Origin of the sequence: Kitasatospora sp. NPDC001261 (assembly GCF_042896795.1) — a bacterium.
In the GTDB taxonomy this organism is placed as follows: Bacteria; Actinomycetota; Actinomycetes; order Streptomycetales; family Streptomycetaceae; genus Kitasatospora.
Genome location: NZ_JBIAXP010000018.1, coordinates 13715 through 29508, shown reverse-complemented (window position 1 = coordinate 29508; position 15794 = coordinate 13715). Strand labels below are relative to the sequence as shown.

15 protein-coding genes, 1 pseudogene and 1 riboswitch are annotated in these 15794 nt (G+C 73.5%); of the genes and pseudogenes, 6 read left to right on the top strand and 10 right to left on the bottom strand.

The window, feature by feature from the left end; genetic code table 11:
- Positions 1-39: 39 nt before the first annotated feature.
- Entirely contained in the window at positions 40-1341 is a 1302-nt protein-coding gene (locus ACFY4B_RS23965) for a hypothetical protein (protein WP_387970848.1), read from the bottom strand.
- A 195-nt stretch (positions 1342-1536) separates the two neighbouring features.
- Positions 1537-2838, bottom strand: coding sequence for a hypothetical protein (locus ACFY4B_RS23960; protein ID WP_387970845.1), 1302 nt, complete (start codon positions 2836-2838; stop codon positions 1537-1539).
- Between the two features lie 262 nt (positions 2839-3100).
- Between ACFY4B_RS23960 and ACFY4B_RS23955 the strand changes: the two genes are divergently transcribed.
- Positions 3101-3301, top strand: coding sequence for a DUF5326 family protein (locus ACFY4B_RS23955; protein WP_049653234.1), 201 nt, complete (start codon positions 3101-3103; stop codon positions 3299-3301).
- A gap of 87 nt (positions 3302-3388) precedes the next feature.
- On the opposite strand, the gene ACFY4B_RS23950 is transcribed toward ACFY4B_RS23955, so the two are convergent.
- Positions 3389-5884, bottom strand: a complete 2496-nt coding sequence (locus tag ACFY4B_RS23950) for a PKD domain-containing protein (RefSeq protein WP_387970842.1) — start codon at positions 5882-5884, stop codon at positions 3389-3391.
- Positions 5885-6122: 238 nt separating this feature from the next.
- A riboswitch (TPP riboswitch) is annotated at positions 6123-6257 on the top strand.
- On the opposite strand from ACFY4B_RS23950, the gene thiC reads away from it, so the two are divergent.
- A complete protein-coding gene (thiC, locus tag ACFY4B_RS23945) occupies positions 6252-8066 on the top strand; it encodes a phosphomethylpyrimidine synthase ThiC (RefSeq protein ID WP_375876532.1) in 1815 nt (604 codons plus the stop codon). Its footprint overlaps the riboswitch before it by 6 nt.
- Positions 8067-8125: 59 nt before the next feature.
- Here the strand turns inward: thiC and ACFY4B_RS23940 are convergent, their stop codons facing one another.
- On the bottom strand, positions 8126-8557 hold the full coding sequence (locus ACFY4B_RS23940; protein WP_387970839.1) for an SRPBCC family protein: 432 nt from the start codon (positions 8555-8557) through the stop codon (positions 8126-8128).
- Between the two features lie 17 nt (positions 8558-8574).
- The gene (locus tag ACFY4B_RS23935) at positions 8575-8931 is read right to left on the bottom strand and encodes a VOC family protein (protein ID WP_387970836.1); all 357 of its coding nucleotides are present in this window, start codon (positions 8929-8931) and stop codon (positions 8575-8577) included.
- Between the two features lie 113 nt (positions 8932-9044).
- On the opposite strand from ACFY4B_RS23935, the gene ACFY4B_RS23930 reads away from it, so the two are divergent.
- Complete coding sequence (locus ACFY4B_RS23930; protein WP_387970833.1) at positions 9045-9842, top strand: helix-turn-helix domain-containing protein; 798 nt, start codon at positions 9045-9047, stop codon at positions 9840-9842.
- Positions 9843-9857: 15 nt separating this feature from the next.
- Here ACFY4B_RS23930 and ACFY4B_RS23925 read toward each other — a convergent pair whose 3' ends face one another.
- Complete coding sequence (locus tag ACFY4B_RS23925; protein ID WP_387970830.1) at positions 9858-10298, bottom strand: CBS domain-containing protein; 441 nt, start codon at positions 10296-10298, stop codon at positions 9858-9860.
- Positions 10299-10605: 307 nt separating this feature from the next.
- On the opposite strand from ACFY4B_RS23925, the gene ACFY4B_RS23920 reads away from it, so the two are divergent.
- Together ACFY4B_RS23920 and ACFY4B_RS23915 are read left to right on the top strand one after the other, a co-directional pair.
- A complete protein-coding gene (locus ACFY4B_RS23920) occupies positions 10606-11055 on the top strand; it encodes a DUF5994 family protein (protein WP_375876529.1) in 450 nt (149 codons plus the stop codon).
- A 211-nt stretch (positions 11056-11266) separates the two neighbouring features.
- Positions 11267-11704 (top strand): SRPBCC domain-containing protein, encoded by a 438-nt coding sequence (locus tag ACFY4B_RS23915; RefSeq protein WP_049659222.1) that lies wholly within the window; start codon positions 11267-11269, stop codon positions 11702-11704.
- A gap of 91 nt (positions 11705-11795) precedes the next feature.
- On the opposite strand, the gene ACFY4B_RS23910 is transcribed toward ACFY4B_RS23915, so the two are convergent.
- On the bottom strand, positions 11796-12182 hold the full coding sequence (locus ACFY4B_RS23910) for a VOC family protein (RefSeq protein WP_387970826.1): 387 nt from the start codon (positions 12180-12182) through the stop codon (positions 11796-11798).
- 134 nt (positions 12183-12316) lie between these two features.
- On the opposite strand from ACFY4B_RS23910, the gene ACFY4B_RS23905 reads away from it, so the two are divergent.
- Positions 12317-13240, top strand: coding sequence for a LysR family transcriptional regulator (locus ACFY4B_RS23905; RefSeq protein ID WP_387970824.1), 924 nt, complete (start codon positions 12317-12319; stop codon positions 13238-13240).
- Positions 13241-13261: 21 nt separating this feature from the next.
- Here ACFY4B_RS23905 and ACFY4B_RS23900 read toward each other — a convergent pair whose 3' ends face one another.
- The 3 genes and pseudogenes from ACFY4B_RS23900 to ACFY4B_RS23890 form a co-directional block, all read right to left on the bottom strand.
- Complete coding sequence (locus ACFY4B_RS23900; protein WP_387970821.1) at positions 13262-13822, bottom strand: hypothetical protein; 561 nt, start codon at positions 13820-13822, stop codon at positions 13262-13264.
- 143 nt (positions 13823-13965) lie between these two features.
- Positions 13966-15441, bottom strand: a complete 1476-nt coding sequence (locus ACFY4B_RS23895) for an alpha/beta hydrolase family protein (RefSeq protein ID WP_387970818.1) — start codon at positions 15439-15441, stop codon at positions 13966-13968.
- 138 nt (positions 15442-15579) lie between these two features.
- A pseudogene (locus ACFY4B_RS23890) lies at positions 15580-15794 on the bottom strand (hypothetical protein); the annotation flags it as partial.

The following is a 15794-nucleotide window of genomic DNA, read 5'->3' as shown; positions in this document are numbered from 1 at the left end:
CGTGCGGGACCGCGGGCGGGCGGCGCGGGCGGGCGCGGCTCAGCCGGTGACGAAGTAGCCGGTCAGGTCGGCGACGACGCTCACCGGGCCGCCGTGGTCGAAGACCGAGTAGGTGCCCCCGCCGGTGACCCCGGTGGTCGCCGAGTTGGCGATGGTCTGCCCGGGTTCGACGTTGACGGTGGAGGTGTTCGGCGGCTGGCCCCCGCCCGGGAACACCGTGAGGTGGCCGGCCTCGGTGACGTCGGTGATCGTGACGTTGGCCTCGACGCCCAGGACGTTCGGGACGGAGCCGTCCGTCGGTACGGCCCGGACGGTCGCCGTGGCTCCCCGTTGGAGCCTGCCGCCGATGTCCCGGGTGTCGAGGTTCCGGACCGGGGTCTTGAGCGCGCTGAACAGGCCCTTTCCGGACGGCCCGTAGGAGCCGACCACATCGACGATGACGTGTACCCAGCCGGCGCGGTTGTAGAGGTCGATCTTCCCGTCCGCCCCGACCGGCACCACGACCTGGTTCGCGACGGTCGACCCCACCGGGAAGTTGACGTTCGAGCCGTTGACGGGCCGGGCCGTCCCGGTCGGGTAGGCGGTCAGGAAGCTGTCCCAGGAGCCGTCGGTCGCGGTGACGTTGAGGATCACCGAGGTGGCGTCCGCGGTCCCCAGCTCGGGGCGGGCGACCTGGTACGTGCGCACCGCGTCGCCGCCGAGCCGGCCGGTGCCGTCGCTGCGGCTGTCGGCGATCCGGGTCGGGGCCAGCGGGCCGTACTTGTCGGTCGCGGTGGGGGTGTAGTAGCCGACCACGTCGAGCACCACGTCGGTGGTGCCCGCGTTGTTGTAGAGGGTGACCGTCCGGGTGTATCCGGAGCTCCACAGGTCGCCGACGGCGACCGTGACCAGGTTCGAGACGGTCTGGCCCGCCCTGAAGTTGATGCTGGAGGTGGCGGGCGCGGTGCCGGCCGCGCCCGCGGCGGAACTGAGCGACACGTAGCCGTCGGCGGTCGGGTTGGTCACCGTGACGTTGACCAGCACGGCCGTGCTCTCCGTCGGCACGGGGGAGGTGCAGGGGAACGGCGGGTGGTGGCCGCAGACCGTCGCCAGCGGAGTCCGGTAGTACTCGCCCGCTCCGAGTTTGCCGTGGTCGTGCGTCGGGACCTGGTTGTAGTCGCGGGTGTCCAGGACCCGGGTCGGGGCGATCCCGACGAAGCCCGCCGGCGTGGTGGTTCCGGCTGCCGCGGCCGTGGCCGGCGAGGCGGCGGGTGCGGCGGTCGCCGGGACGGCGGCGAGGGCCGGGGCGGTGAGGACGAGCGCCGCCAGGGCGGCGAGGGACATGGCTGTTCTGGCCCGCATGATCGGATCCCCCCGGGGGTCGACGGTGCTGGACGGGCTTGCTTCCAGTACTGGTTGGACGCATCGGGCCGCCCGGGGTTGTGCCCCTCCGGCGGAATTCCCGGCGGGGGCCCGGACGCCGCTCGTCCCGGGCCCCGCCCGGCCCGCCGACCCGGGTGCTCCGGGGCCGGCGGGCCGGGCGGGATCGTGGCCGGATCAGCCGGTGACGTAGTAGCCGTTCACGTCGGCGATGAGGTCCAGTCCGAACCCGTGGTTGAAGACGGAGAACCTGCCCTCGGGGGTCACCGCGGTGGTCGCCGAGTTGGAGGTGTCCCGCGCCGCCCTCACGTTGAGGGTGGAGGTGTTCGGCGCCTGGCCGGGCCCGGGGAAGACGGTGAGGTGGCCGTCCGCGAGGACGTTGGTGGCCGTGATGTTCGTTTCGACCCCCATGGCGTTCGGCACGGAGCCGTCGGTGGGGACGGCCTGGACCTGCTCGGTCGACCCGGTGGCCACCGAGTTGCCGTTCCGGGAGTCGAAGGCCCGCACCGGGGTCTTGAGCGCGCTGAACAGGCCCTTCCCGGACGGTCCGTAGTAGCCGACGACGTCGACGATGACGTGCACCCAGCCGGCGTGGTTGTAGAGGTTGATCCTCCCGTCGGGCCCGACCGGAACCACGACGCGGTTCGAAACCGTCGTGCCCGCCGGGAAGTTGACGTTCGAGCCATTGGTGGGCCGGATCGTCCCGGTCGGGTACGCGGTCAGGAAGCTGTCCCAGGTGCCCTCCGTCGCGGTGATGTTGAGGATCACCGAGGTGGCGTCCGCGGTCCCCAGCTCGGGGCTGGCGACCAGGTACGAGCGCATCTCGTCGCCGCGGAGCCGGCCGGCGGTGCCGTTGTCGCGGCTGTCGGCGATCCGGGTGGGGGTCAGGGGGCCGTACTTGTCGGTCGCGGTGGGGGTGTAGTAGCCGACCACGTCGAGCACCACGTGGGCGGTGCCCGCGTTGTTGTACAGGGTGAGCCACGGGACGAAGCGGTTGACCGGGCCGGTCGCGACCGTGACCAGGTTGGAGATGGTCTGGCCGGCCCTGAAGTTGATGCTGGAGGTGGCGGGCTTGGTGCCCGGCGTGCCGGGGGTGCCGCTGACCGTCACGAAGCTGTCGGCGGTCGGGTCGGTCACCGTCACGTTGACCACCACGGCCGTGGCGTCGGCCGGGACGACGCCGTAGCACTCCTGCGGGGGGTGGCTGTGGCAGCCGGTCGCGATCGGGGTGGAGAAGTACTGGCCCTCCTGGAGCGGCCGCGCGGTGCGGGTCTCCGGGACCTGGTTGGAGTCGCGGGTGTCCAGGACGCGCTTCGGGGCCATCCCGACGAATCCGGCCGGTGCGGTGGTGCCGGGGGCTGTGTCGGCGGCAGCGGTGGCGGCCGCCGGGGCGGCGGTCGCGGGCACCGCGGCGAGGGCCGCGACGGTGAGGCTGAGCGCCGCGAGAGCGGCGGTGGACATGGCTGTGCTGGCCCGCATGGGTCGGGTTCCCCCCTGGTAGACGGCGCCGGGAGGGCATGGTCCCGGCACTAGGTAGGACGTTCCGGAAGGCCGGGGGTTGTGCCGCGACGGAGGAATTCTCGGGGGTCACCCGGGGGGTCGGGATCGGGGGGATCTCGGGGTTCTCTCCGGGCCGTTGGGCCTCGTTCCGGCACTCGCGCCACCGTACGATCGAAGTACCGAAAGCAAGCGGGATGCGGCACCGGACGGCGGCCGACCCGAGGGGAGAAGAGGAACCGACATGGCTGAGCTCTGGAAGTCGCTGCCCTCCTGGGTGCGCAACATCGTCATCCCGGTGCTGGTCCTGGTGCTGGCCTGGAACATCGTCGCCTTCGTGTTCGGCGTCGTCGGCGCACTGCTCTCGATCGTGATCAAGCTGCTGGTGGTGGTCGGCATCGCGGCCGCCGTGGTGGTCCTGGTGAAGAAGGCGGCCAAGAGCTGACCGGCCGCCCCGACCGCCGCCCTGAGGCCCGGCCCCCCGCGAGACGGGGAGCCGGGCCTCTGGCGTTCTCCGGTGTCCGGAGTGCTGCTACTGGTTGCGGTAGTAGCCGAAGAGGTCGGCGATGACCTGGGTGGTGCCGGCGTGGTTGGCGATGTCGAACCGGCCTCCGTCGTCGACCGGGACGGTGGTGTGGTTGGAGACGTCCAGCCCCGGGCTGGCGTTCAGGTTGCTGGTGTCGGGCTGGGGCGTCCCGGACGCCCACGCGGTGAGGTGGGTGGCCCCGGTGGTGCCGGTCGCCGTCAGGTTGACCACCGCGGCGGTCGCGCCGGAAGGCACGCCCCGGACCTGCTGGGTGGAGAACGGGGTGAAGGTGACGTTGCCCCGCGAGTCCAGCAGACGGGTCGGGGGGACCGGGGTGAACAGGCCCTTGCCGTCCGGGCCGTAGTAGCCGAAGACGTCGACCACGAGGTGCGAACTGGAGGCGTTGGTGAAGAGCTCGACGCTGCCGTCCGCGCCCAGCGGGACCACCACCTGGTTGGGGATGTTCCGGCCCGGGGCGGTGTTGAGGTTGGAACCGGCCGCGGGGCGCTGGGTTCCGCCGGGGTAGACGGTGACGAAGCCCGCCGAGGCGGACTCGGTGGCGGTCACGTTGAGCACCGCCGAGGTGGCGCCCGCCGGGACGCCGCCGGCGCCGGCCACCTGGAGCCGTCGGGGGGTGCCTCCGGTCAGCGGGGTGGCGTCGGAGCGGGTGTCGAGCAGCCGGGCCGGGGCGACGGAGGTGAAGCGGTCGGGGCTGCCGGCCGTGAAGTAGCCGAGGACGTCGGCGACGGTGTGCACGTAGCCCGCGTTGTTGCGCACCACCACCCTGCCGTCCGGGCCGATCGGCACGGTCACCAGGTTGGCGACGTCCTGGCCGGGGCCGAAGTTCACGTTCGAGGTGGTCGGCCGGGCGGCGGCGGACGGGTAGACGTCCAGGTGGCTGTCGGCGGTGCCCTCGGTGGCGGTCAGGTTGAGCACGACGGCCGTGGCGCCCGGGGGCACCAGGGTGCCGGCCGAGCCGGAGACACGGTTGCGCAGGTCCAGGTCGATGGTCTCGCCGGGGCCGAGCCGCGGGTAGCGGCCGCCCGGCTGGCGGGAGTCCAGGATGCGGGTCGGCGCGATCGCGGTGTAGCCGGCCGGGGTGTAGTCGACCTTCCTCCACTGCACATCCGTCCGGCTGGCGCCGAACTCGTCGGTGGTCGTGAGCTGCACCCGGTAGTCGCCGGGCTTGGCGTACACGTGGCGCACGGTGGGGCGGTTCGGCCCCGACGCGGTGGTGCCGTCGCCGAAGTCGTAGGAGTAGTCGGTGATCCGCGACGGGACGACGGGGTTGGCGTCGACCGTGACGGCCAGCGGGTCGGAGCCGGTCTCCGGGGTCACCTTGAGGTCGGTCTTGAAGGAGCCGACGACCTCGTACGCGCCGCGGTCGCGGAAACCGCCGTCCGGGCCGGTGTTGGGGACGTCCGGGTGGTCCGTCGCGCCGTGGCCGAGCAGGTCGACGGCCGAGACGCCGGGCACCTCGGGGCCGGCGGAGTCGATCACGCCGTTGGGCAGCCAGCCGAGGGCGGCCACCGGCATCGAGTACCCCCACAGGTCGGGGTCGAACTGCACGCTGACGTTGAGGTCGTGGCCGCCCTGGCCGGTCGCGGCCTTCAGGTTCTCGGCCCACTGGTACTTGGTGCCACCCCACTCGTAGGTGGGGATGTGGCCGAGCCCGGGGGGCTGGATGGTGTTGTAGTCGAGGACGGTGCCCTCGGTCGAGCCGGCCGACACCCGGACGACGGACATGTCGGCGAGGTTGTTCGTGATCGTCGCGTGGTGGGACGCGCCGGCCAGGTCGAAGGCGGTCGACACCGACCACTGGAACCGCACCGTGTTGTGGGTGATGACGGTGTTCGGCGCGTCGGTCAGCGACACGGCCGACCCGAACGTGGAGTTGAAGTCGTTGCCGGCGATCACTGTCCCGGAGATGCCCGGCCCGACCTTCACGCCGCCGCTGGCCAGACTGACGATCGAGCGCTCGACCCGGACGTGGTCGCTGGCGCCGGTGACGTTGACGGCCGGCCGGAGGACGTCGCCGTTCGGCTGCTCGATCAAGTTTCCGGAGAGCTCGACCCGGCTGACCCCGTCGAGTTCGAAGTGGGTCACGTCGAAGCCGGAGAAGACGACGTCGTGCTGGCCGGAAATCCTCACCGCCTGCTTCTGCGGACCGGCGATGACCGGAAGGGTCTTCTTCAGGGCGAGGCGGCCGGCGCCGCGGAAGGTGATCGGCCTGCCGGGCTCGCCGGAGCGCCGGACGGTCAGGTCCTCGGCGTAGGTGCCCGACGCGACCTCCACGGTCTGGCCCGGCAGCACCTGGTCGGCGGCGGCCTGGACGGTGCAGAACGGAACCGCCCGGGTGCCCGGACCGCTGTTCGAGCAGGCGGAGTTGGAGCCTTCGACGTACAGGACTGCGGCCGGTTCGGCCGCCACCGCGGGCAGTGGCAGGCCCACCACGGCGGAGACCACGGCGGCGCTCAGGCCGGCCGCGTGACGGATGCGCACGGAGTACTTCCCCCAAGAATCGTCAGAGCCGCGACACCCCGGGCCGGTCGCCCGCACGGAGGGGCCGTGCGCGACCCGGTGGAGTGCCTGCGGAGCATTCGTGAGCATTATGAGGGTGCGTTCGGACACTTTCGGCCACCGGGGTGCCGTCGAAGCGGACCCGCCGCCGGCCCGTGAGGCGCTCTGGACCTGCGGCGATCCGCTCGCTACGGTGTTGGGCGTCGTGTGCAGGCAACACCGCCTGCGACGCGGGAGCTCGGAGCACCGGGCTGAGAGGACGCTGACCGGGACGTCGACGGACGGACCGACGGCTGCGTCGACCGCAGGAACCTGACCGGGTAATGCCGGCGTAGGGAGTAGAGGTCAGATGACCACGTTCGAAGCACAGCCGCAGTCTGTCCGGAGCGCCCCCAGCAGCGAGCGCACCGGCTACCCGACCCCGGCCTGGCACAAGGCCTACCGCGAGGGATCGCGCCCCGACCTGCGCGTCCCGTACCGCGAGGTGCGGCTCACCAACGGCGGGACCGTCCCGCTGTACGACACCTCCGGCCCGTACACCGACCCGTCGTACGAGCCCGACGTGCGGCGCGGCCTGCCCGCGCTGCGGGACCCCTGGATCCGCCAGCGCGGCGACGTCGAGGAGTACGACGGCCGCGAGTCGCGCCCCGAGGACGACGGGATCAAGCACACCTCGCCGCGCGGCGGGAACCTGCGCAACCTGGACGCCGTCTTCCCCGGCCGCCCGCGCCGTCCGCTGCGCGGCCGCGGTGGTGCCGCCGTCACCCAACTCGCCTACGCCAAGCGGGGTGTGGTGACGCCGGAGATGGAGTTCGTGGCGCTGCGCGAGGGCCTGGCGCCCGAGTTCGTGCGGGCCGAGGTGGCCCGCGGCCGGGCCGTCATCCCGGTCAACGTGAACCACCCCGAGGTGGAGCCGGCCGTCATCGGCACCAACTTCCTGGTGAAGATCAACGCCAACATCGGCAACTCGGCCGTCACCTCCTCGATCGAGGAGGAGGTGGAGAAGATGACCTGGGCCACCCGCTGGGGCGCCGACACCGTCATGGACCTCTCCACCGGCCGCAACATCCACACCACCCGTGAGTGGATCCTGCGCAACTCCCCCGTGCCGATCGGCACCGTGCCGCTGTACCAGGCCCTGGAGAAGGTGGACGGCCGCGCCGAGGAGCTGAGTTGGGAGGTGTACCGGGACACCATCGTCGAGCAGTGCGAGCAGGGCGTCGACTACATGACCGTCCACGCCGGCGTGCTGCTGCGCTACGTCCCGCTCACCGCGCGCCGCAAGACCGGCATCGTCTCGCGCGGCGGCTCGATCATGGCGGCCTGGTGCCTGGCCCACCACCAGGAGAACTTCCTCTACACCAACTTCGAGGAGCTCTGCTCCATCCTCGCCTCCTACGACGTCACCTTCTCGCTCGGTGACGGCCTGCGTCCGGGCTCGATCGCGGACGCCAACGACGAGGCGCAGTTCGCCGAGCTGAAGACCCTCGGCGAGCTCGGCCGGATCGCCCGCGAGCGGGACGTCCAGGTGATGATCGAGGGCCCGGGCCACGTCCCGATGAACAAGATCCGGGAGAACATGGATCTCCAGAAGGAGATCTGCGACGAGGCGCCGTTCTACACCCTCGGCCCGCTGACCACGGACGTCGCCCCCGGCTACGACCACATCACCTCGGGCATCGGCGCCGCGATGATCGCCTGGTGGGGCACCGCGATGCTCTGCTACGTGACCCCCAAGGAGCACCTGGGCCTGCCCAACCGGGACGACGTCAAGACCGGCGTGATCACTTACAAGATCGCGGCCCACGCCGCCGACCTGGCCAAGGGCCACCCCGGCGCCCAGGCCTGGGACGACGCCCTCTCCGACGCCCGCTTCGAGTTCCGCTGGGAGGACCAGTTCAACCTGGCCCTCGACCCGGAGACCGCCCGCGACTTCCACGACGAGACCCTCCCCGCCGAGCCCGCCAAGACCGCGCACTTCTGCTCGATGTGCGGCCCGAAGTTCTGCTCGATGAAGATCTCCCAGAAGATCCGCGACGAGCACGGCGACGGATCCACCGCCGTCTCCAGCGAGTTCGACGCCGAGGCGCTGGCCGGCATGGCCGAGAAGTCCGCCGAGTTCGCGGCCCAGGGCAACAAGGTCTACCTCCCGCTGGTGGACTGACCCGGGACACCCGAGCGCCGCCCCGAAGTACCTCGGGGCGGCGCTTTCGCGGTCCTCCGCTACCTCCCGGCGTCGGGGTCGGCGATCGGTGCGGCGGCCTCCAGCGTGCGGCGGATCACCGCCGAACCGTGCTCGACGGACTCGGCGATCGGTGCGGCCAGGGCCTCGGGCAGGACGTCGGTGTGCCACACGAACCTCGTCCGGCCGCCGGCCTCCGGAAGGGCCTGCATGGACGCGTGGTGGTGGGACGGGTGGAGGCTGCCGCCGACGACCGTGTAGGCGACCCGCATCGCCTCGTGGTCGAGGTCGACGAGCCGTTCGAGCACGATCGTGCCGTCGGCGAAGGTGACGGTGCGCGTGTCCGAGCTCAACACGGTGTCGGTGACGAACCCGGGCGCCAGCCGCTCGTGCACCGCGCCGTAGTCGCTGAGCACCGACCACACCGCCTCGGGGCGGGCGTCGATGACGAGTTCCTTGTGGATCGAGGCCATGGGTGGTCGACTCCTCGTCAGGCCGAAGCGATGCAGAACAGGTGGCCCTCGGGGTCGGCGAGAACGGTCCAATCGCCTTCGCCGGGCTGGAACTCCGGCCTGGTCGCCCCCGCCGCGAGCAGCTCCTGCACCGCGGCCTCGGGATCGGCGACCGTGAAGTCGAGGTGGGCGTGCTTCGCGGCGTCGGGCCAGCCGGGCCCCCGGTAGCCGGCGACCCGCTGGAAGGCCAACCGGACCGGCCCCGCGCCGAGTTGGACGAAGTCGTCGTCGGCCTGCCCGAGGTCCCAGCCGGTGACCTGGCGGTAGAACCCGGCGAGGGCCCGGGGGTCGGCGCAGTCGATGGTGATCGCGGTGAGCTCCGCGTGGACGGCCATGGATGGCTCCCTTCCTGTCGTCACGTGGGCCCCAGCATCCGGGGTGACGGCACCGGAGGTCTTGAAGATCCTTGCGGGCCGTCCTGTCGTACCCGGCGGGTACCGTCCGCGGCATGCTGTCCGCATCGACCCTCGCCGCCCGGCCGGAGTTCACCGTGACCGTGGTGGGGTGCCGCTCCGACCACACCCGGTGGTCGCGGCCGGAGAGCCGCGACGACCACCGCCTGGTGCTGGTGCGACGCGGCAGGTTCCGGCGGTCGGCCGACGGCACCGACACCGATCTGGACGCGACCACGGCCTACCTGGGCGCGCCCGGTGAGCAGGAGCGCTTCGCGCACCCGGCCGGCGGCGACGTCTGTACGTCGGTCAGGTTCGAGCCCTCCCTGCTCGGGCGCCCGCCCGCCGCGACGACGGTGTACGTCGACGCGCGCGTCGACCTCGCCCACCGCCGTCTGGTCGCCGCCGCGGGCACCGGCGACATCGACTACGCGCTGGCGGAGGAACTGCTCCGCCTCGTCGCGGCCGCGGCCGGTGAGCCGACCGCCCGCGCCCGGCGGGCAGGCCGGCCGGCCGACCGGGCGCTGGCCGCGGCGGCGCGCGAGGCGATCATCGAGGAGGCCCCGGAGGCCGGTGGGCTCTGCGCGCTGGCCGCGCTGCTGGAGGTGTCGCCCTACCGGCTGAGCCGGGTGTTCTCCAGGGAGACGGGCGTCTCGCTGACCCGCTACCGCAACCGCGTACGCGTCACCCGGGCCATGGACCGGATCGTCGAGGGCGAACCCGGCCTCGCCGCCCTGGCGGCCCAGCTCGGCTTCGCCGACCAGGCGCACCTGACCCGCGTCGTCCGCGAGCACGTGGGGCACACACCCACGGCACTGCGCCGGCTGCTCGCCCCGGGCCCGGGCCCGTCATGAGCCGGCGGGGCGGGGTCACGCGGGCACGGTGACGACCAGGTCGGTGGCGAGCAGGCCGGCGGCGCGGTCCGCGGTCAGCGCGCCGAGGATGTAGCCGTCCTCGTCGACGACGGGCCAGACCGCGAGGTGCTTGATCCGCATGGCGATCGCGGCCAGGGCCAGGCCCATGGTCGGCCAGGCGAACGGGCCTCGCTGGTGGGTGGTCGAGCTGATCGCGGTCCGCTCGGCGTACCAGGAGCGGGTGAGGAACGGATGAAGTCCGGTGCGGGTGACCAGCCCCTCGCAGCGGCCGTCGTGGCCGCGGACGAGCAGGTAGTCGAGGTGGGCGACGCGGAGGACGTCGTCGGCCTGGTCGACGGTGCTGTCGTCGGCTATCTGGTAGTCGCAGGGGTCCATGGCATCGGCGACCGTGAGGCCGTGGCAGGGTCGTGCGGGCTGGGGCGAGTGAGTGGTCACGGCGTTCACCGCTTCCCGTCTCCGGCCGCCCGCCGGAGCGGGGCCTGCCGGGCTGTCCTTCACCCAGAACGAAGCCGGAACGGGACCGGAATGCGGGTTGCCCTGGATGTCTCCGAGGCTACTCCCCGGGCGGACGGGGCGGAGTGCGGTGCGCGGGACGGGGCGGAGAGCGGGGTGACGGGCGGCCCGGGGGAGGTCGCGGCGGAGTAGCGTGGGAGGCAGCCGAGGACATTCCGCACACCGGCATCAGCGTCGACGTCGCCCTGGGTCATGACGGGTCCCTCGTGGACCGGACGGGCGGCCTCAGATGATGCCGATCCCCCTCCCCAACCCTTCGCCCACCGGGCCGTGGACGGTGCCCGGTGCGCCGCTGCTGCCGCGCCTGGAGCTGGAGCCGACGCAGTCGCGGGAGGGTGTCTTCGACGGGGCCTGGTGGCCCCGCTCGAACCAGGTCAGCACCGAACTGCCGGACCTGATCACCGCGCTCGGCGCCCACTTCGGGCGCATCCTCCGGGTCGGCCTCGACACCTCGGCGTGGGACGGTGTGCCCCGGTCCGTGATGGCGAACGGCCTGATGATCAGGATCAACTGGTTCCCCGGCAGCGACGCGACGATCAGCGTCACCCGGGGCCTCCAGGACCACTTCCTGCTGCTGGTGGTGCCGCCCGGCACCGACCCGACGACGGCCGCCTCGGCGATGGCCGGCGCCTCCGCGACCGGGAACCACACCCCGGCGGCGGAACTCCTGCTCGGCTGACGGACGTCGGCGCTGCGCGGGCAGCGGGCAGCGGGCAGCGGGCAGCGGGCAGCGGGAACCGGCTCCGGGTCAGGCTCAGGCTCAGGAGAGCTCGTCGGAAGAGCTCCGGAGAACTCGTCGGAAAAACTTTCGCGGGGAGCGATGAGTTCTCGGGGCGGTCCCGGTCTACCCCTGTGCAAGCGACAGACGTGACCACGGAGGAGATTCCGAGATGACCGAGAACCTGGGCGAGCTGACCATCACCCGCGAGCTGCCGGGCGCCCCCGCCGCCGCGTTCGAGGCGTACTTCGAGCCGGAGCAGTTCGTCCGCTTCTGGGGTCCGGTCGGCACCCACGTGCCGCTGGACACCGTGACCATCGAGGCGAAGGAGGGCGGGCGCTACGACAGCACCATGGTGGTCGACGAGACCGGCGACCGGTACCCGCTGAAGGCGGAGATCACCGAGATCCGGGCGGGCGAGTTCTTCGCGATGGTGGAGGAGGGCTCGGGCATGCGGTCCACCCTCACCTTCACCGGGCTCGACGAGGGCCGCACCCGGGTGGTGCTGCACCAGACCGGGGTGCCGGAGATGTACCGCGGCCCGGAGGCCGAGGCGGGGCTGAACTCCAGCTTCGACCGGCTGGTCGAGCACCTCGCCGGCCGGAGCTGACCCGGCGGCCGGCCGCGTGCCGTCCCGGCCCGGTGCACGGGCCGGGGGCGGCGCCGCTCGGCGGTCGGCGCCCTTCGGCGGTCGGCGCCGCTCAGCGGTCGGCGTCCTGGGGGTACCAGCGGAGTTCGACGGTGTTGCCGTCCGGGTCCTGGACGTAGACGGAGGTCGCGGTGCCGCGGGCGCCGTAGCGGGGGACGGGGCCTTCGAGGACGGTGAAGGTGCCGGCGTCGATGACCTCCTGCCAGTCGAGGGGCTCGACGGTGAGGCAGAAGTGGTCGACGTTGGACTCGTGCCGGGGGCCGTGGACCAGGTCGATGATCGTCTCGGCGCCGACCCGGACGGACGGGAACGGCGCCCGGCCGGCCCGCCACTCGTCGACCCGGACGGGGGCCAGGCCGAGCTGGCCGGAGTAGAAGGCCAGCGAACGCTCGACGTCGGCGACGTTGAGGACCAGGTGGTCGAAGGCTACGACGCGCATGGGTGATCGGCTCCGCTCGGGTGCGACTGCTGGGGACGGGTTCCACGATCCTCCTGGCCGGAGGCCTGATCAACGCGTGATCGTCGTACGATCGTTGAGCCGCATTCAACGATCGAGGGGCGGGCGGGACCGGGATGCTGGAGCGGCTGGAGATCGAGGTCGTCCTCGCGCTCGCCGAGGAGCTGCACTTCGGGCGGACCGCCGAGCGGCTGCACCTGACCACGGGGCGGGTCAGCCAGGTGGTGCGGAAACTGGAGCGCCGGATCGGTGCGCAGCTGTTCGACCGCACCAGCCGGTCGGTCCGACTCACCGCGCTGGGGCGGCAGTTGGCCGATGACTTGGTGCCGGTGGCGGCGGCGACGGAGGCGGCGCTGCGCCGGGCGGAGGACGCCGCCCGGGGCGTCACCGGGGAGCTCCGGGTGGCGTTCCTCGGGGAGTGGACGGCGCCCGTGCTGCTCAAGGCGGCCGCGCTGTTCGGCGAGCGGCACCCGGACTGTCGGGTGGACGTGCGCGAGGTGCAGCTGTCCAACTCCCGGTCGAGCCTGGAGGACGGCTCGGTCGACGTCCTGATCGCCTCCTACCCGTTCGACGGCATGGCCCGCGGCCCGGTGCTGCTGACCGAGCGGCGGGTCCTCGCGGTGGCGGCCGGGCACCCGCTGGCCGCGGAGCGGTCGGTGTCGGTCGAGGTGCTCGCCGACCACCCGGTGGTGCAGTACCCGGCCGTCACCTCGGCGGGCTTCAAGCGCGACCGCACCCCCGACCGCACCCCGTCCGGCCGTCCGGTGCCCAAGGGCCCGTCCGGCGGCACCTTCTCCGAGCTGCTCAGCCTGGTCGCGATGGGCCGCGGCGTCCTCCCGGTCGGCGAGCACTCCCGCCGCTACTACCCGCGCCCGGACGTCGCGTACGTGCCGATCCACGACGCGCCCCCGATCGAGCGCGGCCCGGTCTGGCTGGAGAGCAACACCACCGCCCGGGTCCGCGCCTTCGTCCGGGCGGCGACGGACGTCGTCGCGGAGCGGCCCGGGGGCGCGCCGCTCCGCGCGCCGGCGACGGACTGACCGCGCCCGCCCCGAAGCGGTTCAACTCGCCCTGCGCCGACGGTAGTAGTGCACGGTGAGCACGGCGAGGAGCGGACCCCAGGCGGCCAGCGGCAGGTAGCCGATCCAGAACACGACGGTCTGCCAGCCGTGGGTGACGACCCCGCCCCGGTCGCCCCGGACGGTCAGGCCGAGCGAGAACATCACCATCGCGTACGGGAAGACCATCAGCACCGCGGAGCCCAGTCCAGCCGGCACGACGGCGGCGAGCACCGGGACCGGGCGGCCGCCGAGGAGGGGGATCCAGCGCGGCCACACCTCGCCCCAGCGGGCGACCAGGCCGAAGCAGAGGAGGGCCAGCGCCTCGCTGACCACGCTGAGCGCGAGGATGTACGCCCAGCCTCCGTCGAACGGGGCGGGGTCCCGCTCCGGTGGTGTCGGGCCGTGGTCGAGCAGCGGCAGGCCGACGATGAAGCCGCCGATCCGCCAGAGGCAGGAGGGCAGGACGGCCAGGGTGATCGCGTACCCGGTGCGGACCGCCCAGCGGGGCACGCCCGGTGCGGGGGTGCCGTGCAGTCGTGCCGTGATCGTCCGTGCGCCCATGGTTCCGCCTCCCGACCCGGGCGGACGCGGTCCGTCCGCCACCGGCTCCGACCCTCCCGGAGCGGGCCGGCCGGGGCGTCCTCATCCGGGCCGAACCCGCTCCCCCGGGCGAGGGAGCGGGCCGTTGCCCCGATGGCGGGGGGTCAGGGCAGCAGCAGTCCCCAGGACAGGGCCCAGGGCAGGAACACCAGCCCGGCCAGCAGCAGGGCGCCCAGCCGCGCCCGGTCGGCCAGGGAGGCGGCGGCCAGGGCGGCCCGCTCCCGCCGGGCGCCGGCCGCGGCGACGGCGGCCGCCCCGAGGGCGAACAGCGCGAGCAGCTGGACGGCCAGCCAGACCACCGGGCGGCCGAACAGGACCGGGCCGGGGAACATCGCGGCGGTGAGCATCAGGAAGAGCAGGTAGCCGAGGGCGCCCAGGAGGGCGGCCGTTCCGGCGAGGGCGGCCCAGCGGGCGGCCCGGGGCAGGGCGGCCGGGCGCGGCCGGCGGCGCAGGCGGCGGACGGCGCCGCTCAGCGCGTAGCCCGCGAAGCCGGTCAGGCAGAGCAGGGTGGCGACGACCTCGAACCAGGTGGACTCGTACCAGGGGAGCGGGTCGAGCGCGAGGCTGCGGGTGTCCTGGTGCGGGGCCGGGTCGGCGGAGGCGGCGGGGAGGCCGGTGGCGAGCCGCTGGATCCAGGCGGACTCGGTCCCGGCGTAGTCGGCGGGGAGCTGGTCGGGCCGGTCGTAGCCGTCGTCCCGGGTCAGGTGCAGGTTGTGCCGGACGTCGGGGACGGTCCGCAGCGTGTAGTGGGTGTTGCCGCCGCGGTCGAGGGCCCGGCGGATGATCGTCGCGCTCTCCTCGGGGGCGGCCTCGCGGTCGAGCGTGCCCCACTCGGCCAGGACGGGCTGGCGGACCCGCTCCCACACCGGCACCGGGTCGTAGTCGGCCTCCGGGAAGAGCCCGGCCGCCGAGAGCAGGCGGACGGAGGTGTCCGAGAGGGCGGTGACCAGCGAGCCGGAGACGCCGGCGTGGCGCAGGTAGCCCCGGTACGCCCAGGCCTGCTGGCGGGCCGGGGTGAGGCCGACGGCCCCGACGGTGACCAGGTACGCCGCCTCGGTGGTGCGGGTGGCGGCGAGCGAGGCCACCCAGGCGCCCTCGGACAGGCCCCACAGGCCGACCCGGTCCGGGGCGACCTCCGGCCGGGCGCGCAGCAGCCGGACGGCGGCCAGGGCGTCGTCGGCCAGCTGCCCGTAGTCCCGGTGGGTCGTCGAGTAGCCGTCGGTGCGCTTGTCGAAGACGAGGACGGTGACGCCGTGCCGCGCGTACGACTCGGCGGCGGCCCGCAGCTCGGCGAGCGGGCCCGGGCCGGCCCCGGGGAGCATGACCAGTCCCGGGCCGGGGGTGCCGGCCTTCGCGCCGGGCACGGCCAGCACCAGGCCGTGCAGGACGGTGCCGCCGGCGCCGGTGAAGTCGACCGGGCTGGGGACCGGATCGCCCGCCGCGGGCGCGTCGCCCGCCGCCTCGGCTGCGGCTGCTTCGGCTCCGACGCCGGGGAGCAGCCCCAGCAGGGCCGCCAGCAGGGCGGTGACCAGTAGCAGGGCCGGTCCGGTGCGGGCCGGTCGGACGGGTCCGGTGCGCATCGCTGGTCTCCCCCGGGTCGTGCTCCACTCGTGGGTTCCAGCCTGGCGGGCAGCGGGGCCCGGGACGATGGTGGCCGCCCCCGGACCGGGGGTGGGGATGTCCCCCGGTCCGGGGGCGCCGACCGGGGAGCGGAGGGTTCAGCGGACCTCGTCGGGTCCGGTGAAGTCGGGTGGGGTGTATCCGGGGCCGGTGAAGTCGGGTGGGGTGAAGCCGGCGGGGCGGGGGACGCGGCCTTCGCGGTCGGTGAGTTCTTCGGCGTCGGGTCCGGTGAAGTCGGGTGGGGTGTACCCGGGGCCGGTGAAGTCGGGTGGGGTGAAGCCGGCGGGGCGGGGGACGCGGCCTTCGCGGTCGG